18 protein-coding genes are annotated in these 22,388 nt (G+C 61.8%); 3 read left to right on the top strand and 15 right to left on the bottom strand.

Annotated elements, in window-relative coordinates; genetic code table 11:
• Positions 1-14: 14 nt before the first annotated feature.
• From CPA56_RS01145 to CPA56_RS01125, 5 genes are all read right to left on the bottom strand, one after another.
• Positions 15-776: a hypothetical protein gene (locus tag CPA56_RS01145; protein WP_182040218.1), complete on the bottom strand. Its 762-nt coding sequence runs from the start codon at positions 774-776 to the stop codon at positions 15-17.
• A 100-nt stretch (positions 777-876) separates the two neighbouring features.
• Entirely contained in the window at positions 877-2,109 is a 1,233-nt protein-coding gene (locus CPA56_RS01140) for an SMP-30/gluconolactonase/LRE family protein (RefSeq protein ID WP_182040217.1), read from the bottom strand.
• 37 nt (positions 2,110-2,146) lie between these two features.
• The gene (locus CPA56_RS01135) at positions 2,147-3,283 is read right to left on the bottom strand and encodes an asparaginase (protein WP_182040216.1); all 1,137 of its coding nucleotides are present in this window, start codon (positions 3,281-3,283) and stop codon (positions 2,147-2,149) included.
• A 15-nt stretch (positions 3,284-3,298) separates the two neighbouring features.
• Positions 3,299-4,528, bottom strand: a complete 1,230-nt coding sequence (locus CPA56_RS01130) for an aspartate-alanine antiporter-like transporter (protein ID WP_182040215.1) — start codon at positions 4,526-4,528, stop codon at positions 3,299-3,301.
• A 79-nt stretch (positions 4,529-4,607) separates the two neighbouring features.
• Positions 4,608-5,123: a hypothetical protein gene (locus CPA56_RS01125; RefSeq protein ID WP_182040214.1), complete on the bottom strand. Its 516-nt coding sequence runs from the start codon at positions 5,121-5,123 to the stop codon at positions 4,608-4,610.
• A gap of 480 nt (positions 5,124-5,603) precedes the next feature.
• Here CPA56_RS01125 and CPA56_RS01120 point away from each other — a divergent pair, with 480 nt between their 5' ends.
• Entirely contained in the window at positions 5,604-7,106 is a 1,503-nt protein-coding gene (locus CPA56_RS01120; protein ID WP_182040213.1) for a globin-coupled sensor protein, read from the top strand.
• A 17-nt stretch (positions 7,107-7,123) separates the two neighbouring features.
• Here the strand turns inward: CPA56_RS01120 and CPA56_RS01115 are convergent, their stop codons facing one another.
• The 3 genes from CPA56_RS01115 to panC all read right to left on the bottom strand — a co-directional run bounded on the left by CPA56_RS01115 (position 7,124) and on the right by panC (position 10,405).
• Positions 7,124-8,086 carry a glycosyltransferase family 2 protein gene (locus CPA56_RS01115; protein WP_182040212.1) on the bottom strand — a complete coding sequence of 321 codons (963 nt, stop codon included), beginning with the start codon at positions 8,084-8,086 and terminating at the stop codon, positions 7,124-7,126.
• Positions 8,087-8,197: 111 nt separating this feature from the next.
• Entirely contained in the window at positions 8,198-9,316 is a 1,119-nt protein-coding gene (locus tag CPA56_RS01110) for a glycerol dehydrogenase (protein WP_182040211.1), read from the bottom strand.
• Between the two features lie 258 nt (positions 9,317-9,574).
• A complete protein-coding gene (gene panC, locus CPA56_RS01105; protein WP_182040210.1) occupies positions 9,575-10,405 on the bottom strand; it encodes a pantoate--beta-alanine ligase in 831 nt (276 codons plus the stop codon).
• Between the two features lie 169 nt (positions 10,406-10,574).
• On the opposite strand from panC, the gene CPA56_RS01100 reads away from it, so the two are divergent.
• Together CPA56_RS01100 and CPA56_RS01095 are read left to right on the top strand one after the other, a co-directional pair.
• Complete coding sequence (locus tag CPA56_RS01100) at positions 10,575-11,816, top strand: TIGR03862 family flavoprotein (protein WP_182040209.1); 1,242 nt, start codon at positions 10,575-10,577, stop codon at positions 11,814-11,816.
• Positions 11,813-13,282: an ATP-binding protein gene (locus tag CPA56_RS01095; RefSeq protein ID WP_182040208.1), complete on the top strand. Its 1,470-nt coding sequence runs from the start codon at positions 11,813-11,815 to the stop codon at positions 13,280-13,282. The genes CPA56_RS01100 and CPA56_RS01095 overlap by 4 nt, the downstream gene beginning before the upstream one ends.
• Positions 13,283-13,390: 108 nt before the next feature.
• Here CPA56_RS01095 and CPA56_RS01090 read toward each other — a convergent pair whose 3' ends face one another.
• The 7 genes from CPA56_RS01090 to tkt form a co-directional block, all read right to left on the bottom strand.
• Positions 13,391-13,951 (bottom strand): gluconokinase, encoded by a 561-nt coding sequence (locus tag CPA56_RS01090; RefSeq protein WP_229707254.1) that lies wholly within the window; start codon positions 13,949-13,951, stop codon positions 13,391-13,393.
• Positions 13,948-14,637, bottom strand: a complete 690-nt coding sequence (gene rpiA, locus CPA56_RS01085) for a ribose-5-phosphate isomerase RpiA (protein WP_182040206.1) — start codon at positions 14,635-14,637, stop codon at positions 13,948-13,950. The genes CPA56_RS01090 and rpiA overlap by 4 nt, the downstream gene beginning before the upstream one ends.
• Complete coding sequence (gene pgl / locus CPA56_RS01080) at positions 14,634-15,374, bottom strand: 6-phosphogluconolactonase (protein ID WP_182040205.1); 741 nt, start codon at positions 15,372-15,374, stop codon at positions 14,634-14,636. The genes rpiA and pgl overlap by 4 nt, the downstream gene beginning before the upstream one ends.
• A gap of 34 nt (positions 15,375-15,408) precedes the next feature.
• The gene (locus CPA56_RS01075) at positions 15,409-16,233 is read right to left on the bottom strand and encodes an HAD family hydrolase (RefSeq protein ID WP_182040204.1); all 825 of its coding nucleotides are present in this window, start codon (positions 16,231-16,233) and stop codon (positions 15,409-15,411) included.
• Positions 16,234-16,307: 74 nt separating this feature from the next.
• A complete protein-coding gene (gene gnd, locus CPA56_RS01070; protein ID WP_182040203.1) occupies positions 16,308-17,312 on the bottom strand; it encodes a phosphogluconate dehydrogenase (NAD(+)-dependent, decarboxylating) in 1,005 nt (334 codons plus the stop codon).
• A gap of 2 nt (positions 17,313-17,314) precedes the next feature.
• Positions 17,315-20,164: a bifunctional transaldolase/phosoglucose isomerase gene (locus tag CPA56_RS01065; protein ID WP_182040202.1), complete on the bottom strand. Its 2,850-nt coding sequence runs from the start codon at positions 20,162-20,164 to the stop codon at positions 17,315-17,317.
• A 20-nt stretch (positions 20,165-20,184) separates the two neighbouring features.
• A complete protein-coding gene (tkt, locus tag CPA56_RS01060; protein ID WP_182040201.1) occupies positions 20,185-22,251 on the bottom strand; it encodes a transketolase in 2,067 nt (688 codons plus the stop codon).
• Positions 22,252-22,388 lie beyond the last annotated feature (137 nt).

The raw sequence follows: 22,388 nt of genomic DNA, 5'->3' as shown, positions 1-22,388 counted from the left end.
GGAACGTCCGCTTTTTAATGAGATTTTTTCGACTCTGAAGGAGGACATGTATAGCCACTCAATGGCTTTACCGTAGCTATAAGAGCAGGCTGAGAACTACCTCCCATAAAAGAAGCCATTTCTCTCACTGCACAAAAATAAAAACCAACTGAAAAACAAAGAAAACCATACGCAAAAAACACACTCCACCATGAAATATAATGGCGTTTCCTATCAAAGATATTAAATTTCTTATCAAGAAAACAAAATAATGACTCCACAATAAGTGGAGACGAAGAACGAATAACAGAAAAACAATTCCTATTAAAAAACTCCCTAAACCATTTTTTTCGAAACAAAAATCCATCTAAAGCAAAAACAATAAATGATTTTATTGGCCAACTATCAACTCTATTTTTTCTCTTTGTGAAAGAATCTGAACATGGGAAAAGCGTATCCAGAATCATGCAACCCACTGATCGCATGATAGAACAATTTTCTTTCTTTAAATATTCTTCTTCAGAAATCAAAATGAAAAAGGATAATAACGAAAGCGATACACCCGTTATAAGATAACAAAAAGTCCACACATAGGCATGATGTGCTACGGAGGCCAAAGTACATAACAAACCGTCTTTGGTATTATCCGCTTCCAATACATTATAAGTCGGATAACTTCCAAGACAGGCAACGAGAAAAGCCGCACCAAACCCTATTCCAACACGCGACCCAGCCAATGCCCGCCGAAAGGACTTTTCACTTTTAAAGCCCTGCCAAAAACCACCCTTCTTCGACATCCCTGCACTACCTTCCTAACTCCGTACCCTCTATTCACACCATCGTCCCCGATTCCTCCACCATTCCATCCGCCGGAACTGTGGGTAACCTCTGATGATGTCAGCTGCGGCCAGCACCCTGCGTGGCGGTGATGAGGCTGAACAGGGCCGTGCCACAGCACATGTAGAGGACATTGCGCTTCGGCCCACCAAAGGTGAGGTTGGAGCAGCCAACCGGCAGCCTGATACGACCGATCATCTGTCCATGAGGACTATAGATGAACACGCCGCACAGTCCCAGTGGCCCCCACGCCCCGCACCAGAGGTTGCCCTCCACGTCGGCACGAATGCCATCGGGGCGCATGGCCCGGCCCGCCAGCGTGAAGTCCGTGAAGAGCCGACCATTGACTGGCCGCCCCTGTCTCATGTCGAACACATGAATTCCATGATCCGGCAAAGGCGGCTGCGAACCGGGGGCAGCGCCGGACGACGCCACATAGAGCTTCGTCCCGTCCGGGGAGAAACACAGGCCGTTCGGCCCCGCCACGTCATGCTGGGACAGCATGGCCTCGACCTTGCCCGTCCGGCCATCCACACGGAACGTATGATCCTCCTGCCGTCGCAGCCCGCCATACTGGGTCGTCAGCTCCGCATCCAGATGGGGGTTGAGATGACGCTGGGGATTGGCCGCACCATCCACATCCGCATGGCCTTCCACCACCCCGTCACCATAGGCGGGATCGGTGAACCAGATGCTCCCGTCAGGAGCCGCCACGACATCATTGGGTGAATTGAGCGTCCTGCCACGGTAATGATCCGCCAGAACGGTGACGCTGCCATCATGCTCCCAGCGGATGACCCTGCGCATGCCATGCTCACACGTAACCAGACGCCCTTCGGCATCGAACGTGTTGCCATTGGCATTGAAACTTTCCCGGCGGTACAGGCTCATATGGCCCTGCGGTCCATCCTCCGGGTCGTAACGGTACTGGCGGCTCGTGATCGTGTCACTCAGCAGCAGGAACCGCCCGACCGTGCACCAGGCGGGGCCTTCCAGCCAGCCGCCTCCCTGCCAGAGCCGCCTGAGGGGTGAATTGCCGTAATTCACCAGCCCGAAGGACGGGTCCAGAGCCAGCACGTCCGGGTCCGGCAGATTGACCGGAGTATCCTCGGCACCCCAGCTCCGTGGTGGCGAGGACATCACGCTCGGCCCTGAGGCAATGGAACCGATCGCCCGGCCCGCCACCGGTGCAGCGGCCAGACCTGCCAGCCCTCCCAGCAGGCCACGACGTGAGAGGCCGGTCAGTGACGGACGCCCATGCACCTTCCCTCTCCCTGAAGTCAGTTCACCCATGACCCGCTCCTTCCTTCACCCTGCCATGACATCACGGTCAGTACCCGAAGGCGAAGGCCTGCTGCACGGCCGCCACATCCTGCACGCCACCGGCCAGAAGAATCTGGAGCAGCAGACGGGCCTTCTGCGGGTTCAGGTCATAGGACGCCACGAAGTGATGGGCGTCATCATCCACTTCCACGTTGCGGTTCACGAAGCCGTCTCCGACATGGCTGGACCGCACGATCACCAGACCCGCTTTCACGGCCCTGTCCAGGGCCTGCATGGCAGGAGCCGAAACGTTGCCATCACCCATGCCGGCGATGACAAGCCCCTTCACGCCAGCCCGGACGGACTCATCGATCTGGCGGCCATCCATGTCCGCATGGGCATAGATCACGTCCACGGCCGGAAGCTGCTCACCGGCAGGCAGCGGCAGGGCAAGGCGGACACGGGCCGGGCCGTAGAAACGTACGGCGGCCGGATCCACGATCCCGACAGGTCCCGCATTGCGGGACACGAATGTCTGGAGGGCCGTGCTGTCCGCCTTGCTGACCCAGTGGGCGGCATGGATGGTGTCGTTCAGCACCACCAGCACGCCACGCCCCCTGGCCTGCGGGCTTGCCGCCACCTTGACGGCCTCATAGAGGTTGGCGGGGCCATCCGCACTGATGGCCGAACCGGGCCGCATGGACCCCGTCAGGATCACGGGCTGCTCATGATGCAGAACGGTGTCGAGGAAAAAGGCCGTTTCTTCCATCGTGTCCGTACCATGCGTGATGACCACCGCATCAGCCTCGTGACGGGCAAAGGCCGTGTTGATCCGTTCCACCAGACGGAACCATACCTTATGGTTCATGTCCTGGGATGGAATGTTGGAAATCTGCTCCACCTGAAGATGGGCCAGCCTGTCCACCCCGGGCACGGCCTCCACAAGCTGCTGCCCCGTGGCAGACCCCGCATCATACCCGATGGCAGAGCGTGGGTCGGCCTTCCCCGCAATGGTTCCACCCGTGGCAAGGACGAGCACGCGGGGCAGACCCGCCGCTGCCTGCCCTTCACCAGCCGAGGCCGGCTGAACCGTCATCAGCCCGGCCCCCAGCGGCAGCACCCGGAGGGCGGACCAGGCCGTCCTCAGGCAACGCTGCGCCCCCGCATGGGACTTCAGACTGTTCAGGGTGTCTCGGATGGTCATGAATGAAACCTTTTCTTACACAAACGCCACGATAAGCGGCCCCAGCAAGGTCAACAGCACGTTGGCCACAGCATAGGTGATGGCGAAGGGAATGGTGGGGCTGCTGTTGCCAGCCTTGGCCAGAATCTCACCAAGTGCCGGATTGGCACTGCGGGTACCCGCCAAGGCTCCGGCAAAAAGAGCAACATTGCGATAGCCCAGCAGGAACCGTCCGGCAAGGGTCGTCACCACCAGCGGCACGAGAGTGACCACCACGCCGAGCAGCAGAAGGGCCAGACCATGCTGGGCGATGGCGGACACGACCTTCCCGCCCGTCTGCAGGCCCATCACGACCACGAACCCAGCCAGACCGAAATTGCCCCAGAGAGCACAGACGGATGAAGGCATGTCCCCATAACCGGGATGCCGCCCGTGCCACCAGCCAAACAGCAGGCCGGAAAGCAACGCTCCTCCGCCACTGCCAAGTGTCACGGACACACCCCCCAGCTGGACGGCCACGAGACCGACCAGCAGCCCCGACGCCACGCCCAGCATATTGTAGACAAGGTCCGTCACCACGGGGACGACCACCTGCGGGGAGGGATCACCCGACAGGGCTGATGAGACCTCTCCCTCCGTGCTCTCTCCGGGTGCGGCCTCATCGGCCGCCACGGCGTCATCCCGCATCTTGCGGCGCATGAAGAGCGGCAGGATGTCGGTGCAGAAAATGATGGTCCCGATAGTCCCGAAGATGTAGGTCACGGCATAGCCGACGGCGACATCCGCCTGCATCTGCTGCACCTGTGCCACGGGCAGGCCCAGTTTCTCCAGAGCGGAACAGGCCGTGCCGATGATGGCGGACTGTGTAAGTCCCCCTGCCGCCAGACCGGCCACCGTCCCCTTGTCCAGATGGAAACCCCATCCCACCCCGACCACTGTCACGAACGCACTGACAGCCATGATGACCGCCAGTGCGATCTCCCGCAGGGACTGCCGCCCCAGGGAGCGAAAAAAGCCGGGGCCACTCTCATAGCCCACGGCATAGATGAACAGGACGAACAGGACGTCCTTGAGAATGGAGCCGACATGCACGCCAAACTGGCTCAGCAGCACCGCCACCAGCAGCGAACCGGCAACACCACCCAGCTGGAACGCACCGATCCTGATGCGCCCGACCCAGAATCCGAAGCCTATGGAGAGGAAAAAGGCCAGCTCCGGGGCCTGGGCAAAAAGCTGCGACAATTCATGAGACAAAAACCGCAACATGTCAGTGACCTTTCCTCCCTAGGCCAAATCATGGGGGAGCCTCACCGGCGGCGGCGGACCGTGAGGCTCCCCCGCTGCCTCACTTAACTTCCGTGAAAATTTCTTCCAGATATTCGAGGGACACGGCCTCCCGGGTCTCAGGGAGCGGCCTGCCTTCATGATCCAGCTTTTCGATCTCGTAGACGACAAAGCCTTCATCGTCATAATGGACGTCGATGACGAGGAAGCGGTCGGACGGCTCACCCTCGCCACGATGTTCTTCCGTCTTCATCAGCTGCTGATTCTTGGCGAACGGAAGATCGGCCAGCTTCTCCTCATCAATCTGGCGGACGGCGTGGTTCCAGTCCTCATAGGTCTTCCGGATGGCGGCATAGACCTGCGAGATGTCCGGGAATTCCTCCACGTCCTCCGTCGTGGTGACCTCCACCGTGGCGATGTCGGACCCGAAGTTGGCCTGGACCTGATAGGATTCAGGAGCCACCTTCTGGACAGCCTCCAAGATACGCTCGAGGAACTCAGGCCCATACATGGATGAGTTGAAATTCAGCATCTTGGAACGGTCAAGAGTAATACTGATTTTGGCGGTTGTGGCCATGGCGTCCTCCTGGATGAAAAATGTGCCAAGCTATATCCTATCAAAATACACTGCGCCGCACATCCCCCCCGCCCTCACCCCTAGGCCTCGGCACGGCCGAATAACAGGCTGTTTTTCCTTCCGAATGCTGGAAAAATTAAGGATGCTCACCGGAAGATGAGGTCACGTTACAAAATCGTAACATGATACAACATCTCCGTCCGTTCCGCCATTGCAGGTCCGTCCTGAAAGGTTACGCGGCAGATAAAGAGGCCCATGCCCGTCCATAGCTTCCTCCTGCCGGAGACTCTCGATGAACACGACATGTAAATGGTCAACATGTCCTTGATAAATACTTAAAAAATCAGGAATGGATTTCTTTTCATGTTAAAGTTTGGCTAAATGCAATGCTTCATAAACATCAAAATGGCCACAAGACTTTTCAAGACACTTCAGTTCCCCGTATCCCATCGCATGATGTAAAGACTTTGCGAGGCCACCATGTCCAAATTTTCAGCCATCATAAAAAACCCGGGGGAAACCCTTGAGGACATTGACGACCTGAAATCACGGCTGCACTTCCTCCAGCTGGAAGAGCATGACTGTCTGGCCATCCGCCGTATCGAAGCCTACGTCAACAGGGCCCTGCCCAAGGCACTAGACGCCTTTTACGACACCGTCCGCCGGGAACCCAGGACAAAGGCCTTCTTCTCCTCGGAGGCCCACATACAGCAGGCCAAGAATGCCCAGCTTGGCTACTGGAAGAGCATCTCCTCCGCCAATTTCGGCCTGCAATATGCCAATACCGTGCGCCGCATCGGCCGGACGCACGCCATGATCGGGCTGGAACCCCGCTGGTACATCAGCGGCTACGCCCTGCTGCTGGCCTCCATCATCCATGACGTCACGGCCCAGCTGGCTCCTCCCATGCCGCTCATGCCCCCCAGGATGTCCTTCTCCAAACTCACGGAATCCCTTGCCAGCCTCTGCAAAGCCGTGTTCCTGGACATGGACCTTACCATTTCCATCTACATTGATGAGGCCAAGAAGCTCAACAAGGAGGAAATGGCCAAGCTGGACGAGGCCATCGAGAAGGAACGCCAGTTCGTCACGGAACGCTTTGGCCGCATCATTGATGCCCTCGCCGGCAAGGACCTGTCCCATACCGTCGAGGGGGACTTCCCCACCACCTATCTCCCCATGCGGGACAACCTGAACCACGCCATTTCCTCCCTGTGCCAGACGCTGCACGCCATCAGCGAGGCGACGGAAAGTATCGACAACACGGCGGACGAGATCAACAGTGCCGCACAGGACCTCGCCCAGCGCACCGAGAAGCAGGCGGCCTCCGTCGAAAAGACGGCCGCAGCCGTGGAACAGATCACGGCCACCGTCACCTCCACGGAATCCCGTGTCGGTGAGGCCACCCGGTTCGTGGCCGAGTGCCAGACCATCACGGAGCGTTTCGGCACCATGATCCGCCGTGCCACCACCGCCATGGAGGAGATCGAACGCTCTGCCGAGGCCGTCAACAAGATCACCAACGTCATCTCCAACATCGCCACGCAGACCAACCTTCTGGCCCTCAACACGGGCGTGGAAGCCGCCCATGCGGGTGAGGCGGGCAGCGGCTTCCGTGTTCTGGCGCAGGAAATCCGCAAGCTGGCCAACCGGGTCGGCGATGCGTCGGAGGAGGTGAAAGACCTCATCACCACATCCCAGACCCATGTCAGCTCCGGCTCCGCCATCATGAAGGATGCCAGCGAGGCCATCGACACCATCATCTCCAGCGTGGCCAACATCGGCACGCATCTCACGGAGATCTCCAAGGCCACGTCGGAGCAGGCTTCCGCCCTCAGGGACGTGAACGGGGCCGTCGTCACCATCGATCAGGGCACCCGGGAGAATGCCGCCATGGTGGAACAGACCTCCGCAGCGACGTCCAACATGGCCCAGCGCACCCGGCAGCTCAAGGAACTGCTGGGCGAGTTCATCCTCCGGTAAGGGGCCGAAGGAAAGGCTCAGCGTTTCTCCAGCCTGTCGGCAAACTGCACCATGAAGCGGGACAGGCGGCCAAGGTCCTGCCGCAGCTCGCCAACCTCCTGCGTCAGGCGGCTGCACTGTTCCTGAAGCTGGGCCGCCTGCCGGGCGATGGGGGCCGTCTGGCTGTGCCCCTGCCTGGCCCCGTGAATGAAGGCCGCCTGGAAGTCCCGCATCTTCCCCCTGCCCCGGATCGCCTCCCGCAGGACGTTATTCGTGTAGGCCACGATGGCGTCGTAATCGAACTCGGCCTCGCTCTTGTCCTCCGGGCCACCGGTCACCAGCGGTCTCTGATGATAGTTGGCCAGAAAATCCGGAATGATCCCCACTTCCCCCGCCATCATAAGCCGCTGGAAAAAATCCTGGTCCTCGACATAGGGCAGGGTCGTATCCACCCCGTTGGACCCGGCAATGGCTGAACGACGGAACAGGGTAGCTATCGGCGCAAGCAGGGAGACATGGGCCAGAAACTGGCCGTAATCCATGATCGACCCTTCCTTCCGGCCGAACGTGTCAAACCGTCTGTCAAAGACGATGGCCCCGTCCTTCATGTGCTCGACAATGTCGTAGCTGCTGGTCGTCACCCCGGCAAAGGTCTTCGCCCCGTCACCATCCAGATAGGCGACCGTGCGGGCATAGAAGTCAGGCTCCAGCGTATCGTCATCATCATGGATGTGGACGTAGTCTTCCTTCACCAGCCCCAGGCCAACGCTCATGGCCTGCGCCCTGCCGCCTGAAAGGGGAAGGTCCACCTGCACGACACGGTCCTCCTCACGGGGGCCATACATGGACAGGACCCGGAAGACCTCATCAGGGTCCCCGCCATCATTGACGACATAAAGCCGGAACCCCTGAAAGCTCTGCCGTTCCAGACATTCCAGCGCACGGGCCAGAAACAGGGGGCGGTTCTTCGTCCTGACGATGACGGCAACCTTGTGGGGCATGACCTGCGACTCTCCTGCAACGGCCTGAACTGCCTCCACGTTCTAATGATTAAGAAAACATAAAAAAAGCCCGGAGCCGCAGCCCCGGGCCTCTTTTCCGGTCAGTCCGCCTCAGTCCTGATGGGCTGCACGGTACCGCTCACCCAGAGCGTTGGCCGCCACCATGGCATGGTAGACATCATCTGGCGTGACCTTGAAGGGCAGGTTGCCCATCGTGTCATCCTTGTCGCAGGCGATCTCCGCCACCTTGCGCCAGTCGGCTTCCACGAATTCCCGGACCCCCAGCTCCTTAAGGGTCATCGGCAGGCCGGCTGCCCGGACGACACGCAGCACCTCCTCGATTTCCGCCTCCGGAGCATTCTCCAGCACAAGCTGGGTCATCAGGCCGAAGACCACCTTCTCGCCATGCTGGGCATGATGAAGGTCCTCAATGACCGTCATGCCGTTATGCACGGCATGGGCTGCGGCCAGACCGCCCGTCTCGGCACCGGTACCGCTGAGATAGATGGTCGCCTCGACCATTTCTTCCAGCGCACGGGTCGGCACCTTGTTGCGGACGGCATCCATGGCCAGATCGACGTTCTGACAGACCAGATCATAGCACATGCGGGCCAGACCAAGCCCCGTGCGGGACGGACGCTTGCGGGAGAGGTTCACCCCATCGGACCGGTAGCAGGCACGGGCCTCGAAATAGGTGGAGAGGGCGTCACCGATACCGGCGGCGAAAAAGCGGACCGGTGCCCCGGCGATCACGCCCGTGTCCGCCACCACGACATCAGGATTCTGCGGCAGGAAGAGATAGCGGTCGAACTCGCCCTTCTCCGTGTAGATGACGGCCAGAGCAATGCAGGGGGCATCGGTGGAGGCGATGGTCGGATAAAGGATGAGCGGCAGCTTGTAATAATGCGCCACGGCCTTGCTGGTATCCAGCGTCTTGCCGCCACCGATGCCCACGATGACATTGGCACCGTGCTTCTTGGCCAGCTCCCCAAGACGCTTGATCTCGGCATCCGTACATTCACGGCCGAATTTCTCGGCCGTGCCCTTCAGCCCTGCCTTCTCCAGCCCTGCGACGGATTCCTTCTGCACACGCTCCACGAAGAACTCATCACTGATGATGAAAGCGTTGTCGCCGAAATCCTTCACATAGTCATGCATCTGGGCCAACAGGCCCGTACCGATGATGAATTTCTTGGGGGCAGAAACAGTGCGTGGGGTCTTCGCAACCATGCTCGATATCTCCTTACAAGCCTCTGTAAATGGCTCATTACCCCGTCACGCTACGCCCTTGACCGTGACTTGACCAGAGCCATCAGAGCATTTCCCGACATGCCAGCATGTATTGTCATGCATGGGTCAAGATGACGGCCTGTCCTGAACTACATCACCTCCAGTAACAGGACAAATACAGCCCTGTTTCCCGGAAAAGAATTCACCTGTAAAACAGACCGTCTTCATGCGGATTACTGCATCCGGCTCCAGTGCTTTTCAGCCCAGAGGCAGGTTGTCGATCAGACGCACGGCTCCCAGCCTCACGGCCAGCAGGGCCAGCGCATCATCCGGGACCACATCCCTGGCCTGAAAGGTTCCGGGGTCCACGACGGTGACGTAGTCGATGTCCGTCAGCCCGGCCTGCGCCAGCACCTCCCTCATGGCCTTTTCCAGCACCACACGCCTGCGCTCGCCAGCCCGTGCCAGATCACGGGCACGACACAGGGCCTGATGCAGGACCGGTGCCCGGTGCCGCTCCGCTTCCGTCAGGCGGCTGTTGCGGCTGGACCCGGCCAGACCGTCCGCCTCCCGCCATGTCGGCATCGTGACGATTTCCACCGGAATGTTCAGGTCCCGCACGAAACGCTGGACGACCGCACATTGCTGCGCATCCTTCTGCCCGAAATAGGCCCGCTGCGGCTGGACGATGTTGAAGAACTTGACCAGCACCGTGGCCACACCCGCAAAATGGCCGGGACGGGACGGCCCCTCCAGCTCCAGGGCCACGCCACCCACATCCACCTGCGTGGCGAAGTCCTCCGGATAGAACCCCGCCGCCTCGGGAGTGAAAACACAGGCCACGCCCTCCTCCTTCAGCAGGGCAATGTCCCGCTCCAGCGCACGGGGATAATTGGCCAGATCATCCGGAGACCCGAACTGGATGGGATTGACGAAGAGGCTCACGACGACCGCCTCGTTTTCCTCCCTGGCCCGGCGGACGAGCGAGAGATGCCCCTCATGCAGGAACCCCATGGTCGGAACGAACCCCACGCTGCCAAGCCGTGCCCGTGCCTGCCGCATCTCCTGAACCGTGGTGCAGATTTTCATACCGTTCCTTTCTCTGGATGACCGTCTGGCGGCCACCCGCCTTCCATACCGTGTCTGCCGCCGGGACACCATATGAGGAGCCTGCGCCCCGCTCCCGTCTTCCCCGACGGGCCGGAACAGGCTAACAACAGCTCACTCCCACAGATCATGCAGCCCGGACGGATTGCCCATGCCTGACACCAGCACGGCACAGCCACCCCCCATCGCCATCATCGGTGCCGGTCCGGCCGGACTGTTCGCCGCCGAATGCCTGAGCCGGAAAGGTCATGAGGTCCATCTGTTCGACCACATGGCCAGACCGGGCCGGAAATTCCTCATGGCGGGCCGCAGCGGCCTGAATCTCACCCACAGCGAACCGCTGGAACAGTTCCTCCAGCGTTACGGCACGGCACGGGACTGGCTGGAACCCGCCATCCGCCAGTTCCCGCCCGAGGCCCTTCGTCACTGGGCGGAAGGGCTGGGCGAACCCTGCTTCACCGGCAGTTCCGGCAGGGTCTTCCTGACATCCCTCAAAGCATCCCCCCTGCTGCGCCGCTGGCTGGCCCGCCTCCAGGAACAGGGCGTGAGGTTCTTCCCCCGCCACAGGCTGACAGGAATGCAGGGCCTGTCCCTCACCTTCCGGACACCGGAAGGTTCCGTCCACCATACGCCCCGTGCGGTCATCCTCGCCCTGGGCGGCGGCAGCTGGGCACGGCTGGGCAGTGACGGGCAATGGGCGGCCCTGCTGCCCGACCGCTGCGCTCCGTTCGCCCCTTCCAACTGCGGGTTCATGCCGGACTGGCCGGAAGAATTCCTGCTCCGTCATGAAGGAGCGACCCTGCGGGGCATCACGCTCGGTCTTGCGGACCAGACGCACCGTGGCGATCTCATCATCACGAAACGGGGGCTGGAAGGGGCCCCCCTCTACGCCCTGTCGGCTCCCCTCCGGCAGGCCCTGGCCCAGCCGGGTGAAAAAGCCGTGACCGTCAGCCTGAACCTGCGCCCGACCCTGGAACCGTCCCGCATCTTGGACCGCCTCGCCCGCCAGCGTCTCCATGAAAGCCGGAGCAACAGGCTCCGCAAGGCTCTGGGGCTGGACCGTACCATGCGGGAGCTGCTTTCCCAGCTCTGCCCGGAGGCCCGGACGCCTGACGAGCTGACACGGGCCGTCACGCAGGCTCCCCTGCGCCTCGTGGCTCCCGCTGCGCTGGACAGGGCCATTTCCACCGCCGGGGGGCTGAAACGGGACGCTCTGGATGAGACCTTCATGCTCCGCCACCAGCCCGGCCTGTTCGCCTGTGGTGAGATGCTGGACTGGGACGCCCCCACGGGGGGATATCTGCTCCAGGCCTGTTTCTCCACCGCCCGTCACTGTGCGGACGGCGTTCATCACTGGCTCTCACATCCATTGACCGGTAAGATGAAGCCATGAGTTCATCACATTTCGGCCCCCTTCTTCTTGGCACCACGGCCCGTGGCGAGAATGCCCATGTCGACCTGCCCGAACTGCTGGCGACACGCCTGCTCGTGCAGGGCAATTCCGGCTCCGGAAAGTCCCACCTGCTCCGCCGCCTGCTGGAGCAGAGCGCAACCCTCGTCCAGCAGGTCATCATCGACCCGGAAGGGGACTTCGTCACCCTGGCTGAAAAATATGACCACCTCGTCATAGAAACGGACACGCAGTCGGAAGCCAGCCTGCGTACCGCCGGAGAACGTGTCCGGATGCACCGGGCCTCCGTCGTGCTGAATCTGGAACAGAGCGAGCCGGAAGGTCAGCTCCGCTCCGTGGCGGCCTTCCTGACCGGCATGTTCGAGGCCCCACGGGCCTACTGGTACCCGGTCCTTATCGTGGTGGACGAGGCGCAGCTCTTCGCCCCCATCGCCGGGGGGGACACGTCCGACGAGGCACGCCGCCTCTCGCTCAATGCCATGACCAATCTCATGTGCCGTGGACGCAAGCGGGGCATGGCGGGCATCATCGCCACCCAGCGTCTGGCCAAGCTGGCCAAGAATGTCGCTGCAGAGGCCTCCAACTTCCTGATGGGCCGGACATTCCTGGACATCGACATGGCCCGGGCAGCCGATCTGCTGGGGATGGACCGTCGGGCGGCCGAAGGCTTCCGGGACCTCTCCCGAGGGCAGTTCATGGCCCTGGGGCCTGCCCTTGCCCGCCGCCCCCAGCATGTCACCATCGGTCCCGTCGAGACGGCCAGCCATGCCGGTGGCCCCGCCCTCACGCCGCTGGAACAGCCCAACATTCCCGTGGAGGAACTGCGGGACCTCATTCTCGAGGCCCCGCCGGAACCCGCTCCCCGTCCCCGCAAGGAACCGGCAGCTCCCAAGCCGGACCTCCTGGCCCAGCTGGATGCCTACGGCTCCTCCCGGGAGGCGCAGGAACAGCAGCAGGCCCAGCAGATGGAGGCACCGGACCCGGACACCCTGTGGGACCTGGTCGCCGAGGCCGGACAGGATGAGGATGCAGCCTACCGCCCACTGGCCACCCTGTATCAGGACTTCCAGATGCGGGCACGGCTGGCGGGTTTCTCCCGCAACATCCTGACCATGCCCCAGTTTCAGACCATGCTGAGCACCATCCGCTGTGGCATCACCCGTGAACAGGCCGAAAGCGAGGAGTGGCAGGACATCCAGCAGCGGGCCAGCCGCCTGCCCGATGACATGCAGCCCGTCTATTTCCTGCTGGCCCACGCCGCCATGCAGGAAAAACCCTGCCCCGACGACGCTGCGCTGGCCCGGGCCTATGGCACGCATTCTCTGGGCCGGGCACGGCGGCAGCTCACCTATCTTGAAAAATGCGAGGCCATCATCCTCCAGGGCACGGGCCGCCACCGCCGTGTCGCCATCATCGGCCCGGGCTGGCAGACGGCAGCCACCCTGTGACATCCTGACGGCCTCCCACCAGGGCGGCCAGACAGGACACGGACGACCCATAAAAAATGGCGGGGACAGGCCCCGCCATCATTCATGCCTTCAGCAGGCGGACCTGTCTCAGTCCACCACCTGCGGCGGCGGAACGACACGCAGACGGGCGATCACACGGTCACGCAGTTCCTCCGGCGTGGCATCACCGGGAACACGGATGACAGGCTCGTCATCGGTCGGCTCCTCCAGAGTGGCCAGCTGGCTCGGCAGCAGGGAAGGCGGCATGTAGTGGCCGGTACGGTGCTTCAGCCGGTCCTCTATGATCTTAGGGTCCACCTTCAGATAGACGAACTGAACCGGGATATGCTTGGCCAGAGCATTGCGGTATTTCTTCTTCAGGGCAGAGCATGTCAGCACGGCACCGGTTCCCTTCTCGGCGCAGCTGGCCAGCCAGTCATGGCACAGCTCCAGCCAGGGGGCACGGTCCTCATCCGTCAACGGGTGGCCGTTGCGCATCTTCTCCACGTTGGCCTTGGGATGCAGGTCATCACCCTCCTGAAACGGCCAGCCAAGACTCTTGGCCAGAAGCTCGGCCACAGTGGTCTTACCGTTACCGGAAACACCCATCACCACAATGTAATGCGGAGCAATACCAGATGCTGCCTTGGCGGCTTCTTTCTCTGTCATGGCGTCCATTGTTCAACCTCCCGTTCAGTGGCAACCAGCACGTCGGTTGCCATATTGGGGAACAACCCATGCTCCACCACGCCCACAGTGCCGTCAAGCCGTGCCGCAAGAGCCTGCACGTCACTGATCGGACCAAAAGCGCAATCAAGTATCCTGTTCCCGTTGTCGGTAGTCAGCAGCTCACCCGTGAGGAGTCTGCGGGGGCGGATGATGTCGGCCCCCATGGCCTCCAGGCGTGCTGCCGTTGCCTCGTAACCGAATGGAACAACCTCCACCGGCACGGGCACCCGCTGGCCAAGCTGGTCAACCGGTTTGGTCACGTCCACGATCACGACGAAACGTCGTGACGCTTGAGCAACAATCTTCTCACGCAGCAGCGCAGCCCCCAGCCCCTTGATGAGATGAAGTGTCCTGCGTTCCACCTCATCCGCACCATCAATGGTGATGTCGACCGCTGAATGATCTGCAAACGTCGTGATCGGAATTCCTGCTGCACGGGCGAGCCTTGTCGATTCCTCGGAGGTCGGGATGGCCTGTATGTCCAGCCCTTCCTTCACGACACGCTCACCGAGCCTTTCGATCATGAATGCCGCAGTGCTCCCGGTTCCCAGTCCGACAACCATTCCTGGCTTGACGAAACTTGCAGCGAGATGGGCAGCAGCACGTTTACAGTCATCTACATTCATGAAAGCTCTCCAGCAGCAGCTCTGTCCGCCAGTATCAGTATTTTCCCCTCGGAAACAATACGCCCTGATGGGATGCTGCCATCACCCTGACGCAAACGGGCCAGCATTGGTACTTTATTCTCCCCCGTGACAAGGAAGACGACCAGAGCACTGGAGGCGATGGCCGGATAGGTCAGCGTCAGGCGTTCATGCGGGGCCGTGCTGGGGGCGGCAACACCAACCCAGGCCGTCTTCTCATCCAGCACAGGCTCTCCCGGGAACAGGGACGCCGTGTGGCCATCCGTCCCCAGCCCCAGCATGACAAGGTCGAACAGGGGACGGCCCGGCTCCAGCTCCGTCGCCCCATAGGATTTCTGGAGCGTGCCCTGATAGCGGGCGGCATCCTCGGCCGCTGTCGTGGCCGTCGGCATCGGATGGACCTGCCCTGCCGGAATGGAAACCCTGGAAAGCAGGAGCTCCCGGGCACTGGCATGGTTGCTGTCCGCATGGCCTTCCGCCACATAACGCTCGTCACCATAGAACAGCTCGACACGGGACCAGTCCACCTGCCCGGCCATGTCGGGACGGGCCAGAATGGTGAACAGCTTCTTGGGCGTGGACCCGCCCGAAAGGGCGATCCGCGCCTTGCCCTCAGCCTTTTCCTTCACTGTCCTGATGAACAGTTCGGCCATCCTCATGGCCACCGCATCTGCAGTCTCCAGAACATCCACAATCGCATGGCGCATGTCTGTCGTCATACCCGTACCCTCCGAATCACTTCATCGCCCCTGGCTAGCAGGGGCCTGCCGGTATAATGAACGTCTCGGCTGCGTATGCCCAGCCACCTTCATCAGGTTTTCCGGTCACATGGGTGGCTTCCCTCTTCACGGAATCCTGAGCCTGCCCCATGGCGATTCCCATGCCGGCCGCCCTCAGCATCGGCACGTCATTGGGAGCATCACCGAGAGCGGCCACTTCCTGCGGTGTCACGCCGTAAAGTCTGGCCAGCTCCGCCGCGGCCTCACCCTTCGTGGCTCTGGCCGGTGTGATGTTCAGCTTATGCGGAGCCGACCGCAACATGCTGGCCCGCCCTGCGAAAGGTTCCGCCAGTTCCGTTTCCAGCCGGGCGATGAGGACCGTATCGTCAGAACAGACGATCAGGCGGTTCACCTCCCCTGACCGAACAGGAAGGGACGGTACTTCCCTCGGGGTGATACCTGTCAGCTCCTGCTCCCGCAGGGCCAGCTTCGTCCGCCCGTCACGCAGGAGCCATTCCCGTTCCGTCTGGCACCAGACCTCCACAGGGAGGGACGCCAGAGCCTCCATGATGGCCACGAGGTCTTCCGTCACGAAATGATGACTTTTCAGGATGGTACCGTCAGGCATGAAGAAGACTCCGCCATTGAACCCCGCACACGGGCCTTTCAGCCCGAGCTGACGGACATATGGCAGGACAGCCGCCGGAATGCGGGCACTGACAAGGGCCAGGGCCATGCCTTTTTCTTCAAGCCGTCTCACGGCGGCACATGTTCCGGCAGAAATGCTCCTGTCGGAATCAAGAATGGTGCCATCCATGTCGGACAGCACCAGTCTGATGGGTGGGGATGTTTCTGTCATGTCTCTCTTTCTCCCTCTCCGGGAGAAGAGCGGGGTGCGGCCCCCTACCGCATCCCCCAGTCTTTCAGGACAGCTTATTTCTTGCGTTCGGTGTGACCACCAAAGCCATACCGCATGGCGGACAGGGCCTTCTCGGCAAAATTGTTGCCGGTGCGGGACCGGAAACGGGTGTAGAGGGCTGCGGTCATCACCGGAACGGGCACGGCCTCCTCGATGGCGGCCTCGATCGTCCAGCGGCCCTCACCGGAATCCTGCACCTCACCACTGAACTCGTTCAGATCGCCGGAGCGGGCCAGGGCCTCGGCCGTCAGGTCCAGCAGCCAGGAGGACACGACACTGCCACGACGCCAGACCTCGGCAATGTCCGCCAGATGCAGGTCATAACGCTCGTTCTCCGGCAGCTTCTCGGAGTTCTTGCTGGCCAGAACATCGAAGCCCTCGGCGATGGCCTGCATCATGCCGTACTCGATGCCGTTATGGATCATCTTCACGAAATGGCCGGCCCCGGCCGGACCGCAGTAAAGATATCCCCTTTCGGCCCGAGGGTCATGACGGCCATCATCCTCACGGTCCGGCGTACGGGGAACGTCGCCCATGCCCGGCGCCAGAGCGTCCAGAATGGGGTCCACATAATCCGCAGCGTGCTTCTCGCCGCCATACATCATGCAGTAGCCACGCTCCAGCCCCCAGACGCCACCGGACGTGCCGACATCGATGTAGTCGATGCCACGTTCGGCCAGTTCCTTCGCCCGACGGATGTCTTCCTTGTAATAAGTGTTGCCACCATCAATGATGATGTCACCCTTGCCCAGCAGAGGGGCCAGCTTCTGGATGCAGTCTTCCGTCACCTTACCGGCTGGCAGCATGACCCAGATGACACGCCGCTCCTCACCGGAAAGAAGCTCGACCATTTCCTCGAAGGTCGCAGCCCCCCTGGCACGGCCCTTCTCCGACCGTGCGACGATCTTCTCGGTGACAGCAGGTGTCCGGTCGAACGCGACAACATCGTGCCCCTTGCGGGTCAGACGGACGGCAATGTTGCCACCCATGCGGCCAAGTCCGATAATTCCGATACGCATCCTCAAGCTCCTTTTACACTATCTGTCACCAGCTGAGCGAGACGGTCCAGCCCGGCCTGAAGAGGACCGGCAATATGCACGCGCAGCGCACGGCGTCCACGGGAGGCAAGAACGTCGAAGTCGCCCCGGGCCTGGGCGGCCTTGACGACACCAAAGCTGTAAGCGTGCCCCGGTATGGGCAGGTCGGCCGCATCATCGGCCGTCACCTGCAAGAAGACGCCACTGTCCGGGCCTCCCTTGTAAGCCTGGCCTGTAGAGTGAAGGAAACGTGGGCCAAACTGCGCCGCCGTTGCGACATGAAGCCGGTCCCTCAACTCTGTCCTCACCGTCTGCTCCCAGGCGATATGAGCTCTGTTCCGCTCAATATAAGCCAGGAGGCCAATATAGTCGTTCTTGCCCACACGGTCAAAATGAGCTTTCAGAATGGTTTCTGCACTGCCGCCGCCCAGAGCCTCACGGTTGCGCTCATCCGCATAGAAGGACAGGCTGCCATCCTCGGCAAAGGGCTTCTCCTCCGGCAGCTGGCCCGTCTCGGCATAGGCCTTCGTCAGCTTGCGGGTCTCGACCTTGCTGAACTCCACGTCCGGCTGGTCGAACGGATTGATTCCCAGAACGGACCCGGCCACGGCCGTGGCAAACTCGAACACGAAGAATGCCTGCACGATCTGCCCGACATCCTCCAGATGCAGGGTGATGACAGGATGTCCGGCCTCCCTCAGGGCCTTCAGCCCCGGGCTGACCGGTTCATGGCCCAGACGCAGCTCGACGAACACACGGTCGTCACCGTAAACATCCGGCGCACCCAGCTCCTCACCATCAATCGGAATCAGGCCCGTGCCGTTCTTGCCCGTGCTCTCGGCCAGAAGCTGCTCCAGCCATGCCCCCAGGGACGCGATCTTCTTCGAGGCCACGAAAGTGACCTTGTCCCGCCGGAAGCTGGTCGCCGCCACACCGAGGGCAAGCCCCAGACTGACGCCAGGATTCGTCACGGGGGGAACGGAGGCATCGCACGCCTCGATCATCAGCTGCGTGCTGTCCAGCAGGGCACGGACGTCATACCCTGCGGCAGCGGCCGGGGCGAGACCGAAGGCGGAAAGGACGGAATACCGCCCGCCAATCTCCGGGTTGCCGTGAAAGATGTGGGCAAAGCCATGTTCCCTGGCCACGGTCTCCAGGGACGAACCGGGGTCCGTCACGGCAATGAAACGGTCACCGGGCCTGCGGCCCAGAGCCTTTTCCGCCTGATCCCAGAAATAGGCGAAGAGGATGTTCGGTTCCAGCGTGCTGCCGGACTTGCTGGACACGATGAACAGCGTGTTCGCAGGGTCGATGGCCCTGCCAAAGCTGGCCACCTGCTGGGGGTCCGTGCTGTCCAGAACATGCAGCTTCGGCCCACCGGCAACTTGGCCGAAGGTCTCCTCCAGCACTTCCGGCCCGAGGCTGGACCCGCCCATGGCCAGCAGCAGCACGTCGCTGTAGCCACGCTCCTTCACCTCACGGCCCAGGGCCTCATAGGAGGCCAGGGCGGCACGGCCATTCCGGACGACATCCAGCCAGCCGAGCCACCGGCTTTCCGGTCCGCCGGTCCAGACGGACGCATCACGGTCCCAGAGGCGTCGTACCTTTCCGTCCCGGCTCCAGCTCTTGCCGGCAGCGACAACGGCATTTTCCAGCTCATCCGATAATGCCAAGGATACTCGCATAAGACGTTCCCCCAAAACAGCTTCCCGGCGGGCCGCAACCGCACCGAGCAATCCATCAAAAGCGACCTCGAAAGCAGCCACCCCTTCTTCCAACAAGGTGGTGGTCACGGCGTCCAGATCAAGCCCCAATCGCCCCGCTTCCGTCAGAATCTTGCGGGCTTCCTCAACATTCCCTTTCAGGCGGGCCTCAGGAATTCCGTGATCCCGGAAGGCCTCCAGCGTGCGGGGGGGCAGCGTGTTGACGGTGTCCTCGCCGATCAGCTCTTCCACATACAGCACGTCACGATAGGCCTTGTCCTTGGTGCTGGTGCTGGCCCAGAGGAGACGCTGCGTCTGCGCCCCCTTCGCCGCCAGTGCCTGCCAGCGGGGACTCTCCGTGACGCTGAGATAATGCTGGTACGCCATGCGGGCATTGGCGATGGCCACCCGGCCCCGCAGGGCCTTCAGGGCCTCCGCCTCCGGGTCCCCGGCGGCCACCCGGCGGTCGATCTGTCCATCAATGCGCCCGTCGATCCGGCTGACGAAGAAGGAGGCGACACTGCCGACATGCGCCACGGGCTGCCCCGCCTTCACCCGGGCTTCCAGCCCCCGCAGATAGGCGTCCAGAACCTTCTCATACAGGCCCAGCGCAAAAAGCAGCGTGACGTTGACGTTGATGCCCTCGGCAGTGGCCTGCTCGATGGCCGGAATGGCCACCTCCGTCGCCGGAATCTTGATCATCACGTTAGGGTGCCCGACCTGCTGCCAGAGGCGACGGGCCTCCGCCAGCGTGCCTTCGGCGTCATAGGCCAGATAGGGCGAGACCTCGAGACTGACATAGCCATCCCGCCCTTCCGTCCTGTCAAAGACGGGACGGAGGACCTGACAGGCCTGACGGATGTCCTCGACCGCCAGGGTCTCATAGAGTTCACCTGCCGTCAGGCTGCCTCTGGACAGGAGGACCTGGACGGCCTCCTCATATTCCGCACCGTGCCCGATGGCCTGCTCGAATATGGCCGGGTTGGAGGTCACCCCCTTCAGGGCGTCCTCCTTCACCATGGCAGCCAGACGCCCATCCTCGATGAAATCCCGCCGGATGAAATCCAGCCAGATGGACTGCCCATAATCGGCCAGACGGGTCAGCGGTGTCTCCGGCAGAGTGCTCTCCATGATCCCCTACTCCTCTCCAGTCAGTCCGCAGCCGGGTGTAGCAGCTGGCGGGCCTGTTCATAAACGGCCTGTACCGTGAAGCCGAACTTCGCCATGAGTTCCGCCGCAGCCCCGGATTCACCGAAGCTGTTCATGGCCATCACGACCCCGTCCAGCCCCACATAACGGTCCCAGCCGAAACCGGAGGCCATCTCTACACCAACCCTCCTACGGACAGAAGGTGGCAGGACAGCGTCACGGTAGGCCCTGTCCTGACCATCAAAGAGGTCAAAACTGGGCATGGAGACCACACGGGCACGGACACCCTCGGCCATCAGCCGCTCATAGGCTCCGACCACGAGCGACACTTCCGACCCGGAGGCCATGAGCAGTATCTCCGGCTCACCCTCGCAGTCCGCCAAGACATAGCCCCCACGGGCCACTTCATCCGCCGGGGCATAGCGGGTACGGTCCAGCGTCGGCAGGTTCTGGCGTGTCAGGGCCAGGGCCACGGGGCCGGCACGGTGCTGCATGGCCACACGCCAGCTTTCCACCACCTCGTTGGCATCCGCCGGACGCAGCATGGTCAGGCCCGGCATGGCCCGGAACTGGGCAAGCTGCTCGATGGGCTGATGGGTCGGCCCATCCTCCCCCACGCCGATGGAATCATGCGTGAAGACATAGATCACCGGCAGGTGCATCAGGGCGGCCAGACGGATGGCGGGCTTCATGTAATCCGAAAAGATCAGGAACCCGGCACAGAAGGGCCTGAGGCCACTCAGGGCAAGGCCGTTGCAGATGGCGGCCATCGCATGTTCACGCACGCCGAAATGCATGTTGCGGCCATCATAGCCGCCCCCTTCCTGCACCATGTTCGAGGGAGCCTGCACCGACCGTGCCCCCCTGATGAGCGTCTTGGTGGATGGGGCGAGGTCCGCCGCCCCACCGACCAGCCACGGGAACTGGGACGCCACGGCATTGAGCACCTCACCGGAACTCTGCCGGGAGGCCAGTCCCTTCTCATCCGCCGGATAGACGGGCAGGTCACGTTCCCAGCCCTCGGGCAGGGTCCCTGCGAAGATGTGCCGCAGCTCGTCACCCTCTTCAGGGTACTGCGCACAGTAGGCGGCAAACTGCCTGTCCCACTCCGCCTGCGCCCTGCGGCCACGCTGCCCGGCCAGCTCCTCGAAATGCTCCTGCACGCCATCCGGAACCATGAAATCCGGAGCATCATCGGGCCAGCCATAGGCCTTCCTGGCACCGAGCAGCTCTTCCCGACCCAGCGGCTCACCATGAGCGGAGGCCGTACCCGCCTTGCCCGGTGCACCATAGCCGATGACCGTCCTGAGAATGATCAGGGTCGGACGTGACGTTTCCTCCCGTCCCTGTTTCAGGGCCTCGCAGATGGCCGGAACGTCATTGCCGTCCTCCACTTCCAGCACCTGCCAGCCATAGGACTCAAACCGCATGGCCACATTCTCCGTGAAGGTCACGTCCGTGGAGCCTTCGATGGAAATGCGGTTGCTGTCATAGACCCATGTCAGGTTCCCCAGTTTCAGATGACCCGCCAGAGAGGCGGCCTCGGCGGACACGCCCTCCATGATGTCTCCGTCCCCACAGAAAGAGGTGACATGATACCCGAACAAGTCGAACCCCGGCCGCCCGTAATGGGTGGCCAGCCACCGCCCGGCCAGGGCCATGCCCACGGCACTGCTGCATCCCTGCCCCAGCGGCCCGGTCGTGATCTCCACACCGGCCGTCAGGCCATATTCGGGATGACCCGGCGTGCGGGACTCAAAACGGCGGAAATTTTTCAGGTCTTCTAGCGTCAGGGCGGGGCGGTCCACCACCTGCCCGTTCTCCACATCCTTCACCCCGGCCAGAAAAACCGTGGCGTAAAGAAGGATGGACGCATGCCCACCCGACAGAATAAATCGGTCACGCCCCGGCCAAAAGGGATCGGCCGGGTTATAATACATCGTAAACTGCCAGTAAGCATACATGGCCGGAGCCAGAGCCATTGCGGTACCCGGATGACCGGACTTTGCGCGCTCTACACTATCCATCACCAATGTACGGATCGTGTCTATGCTAATTTTCGACAGCATACTGTTCACTGATCTAACGTCCTCGCTTCAAACAATCATCCGGTCTCCCAGCCCAGGCCCGTGCCCCTTAACACGGCCCGGAATGGTCCGGATGTTTCACAACTGGCCTTATCCTGTGAAAGAACGCAATGCTCAAC

The organism is Bombella mellum, assembly GCF_014048465.1.
In the GTDB taxonomy this organism is placed as follows: Bacteria; Pseudomonadota; Alphaproteobacteria; order Acetobacterales; family Acetobacteraceae; genus Bombella; species Bombella mellum.
This window is presented reverse-complemented; position numbering and strand designations above follow the sequence as displayed.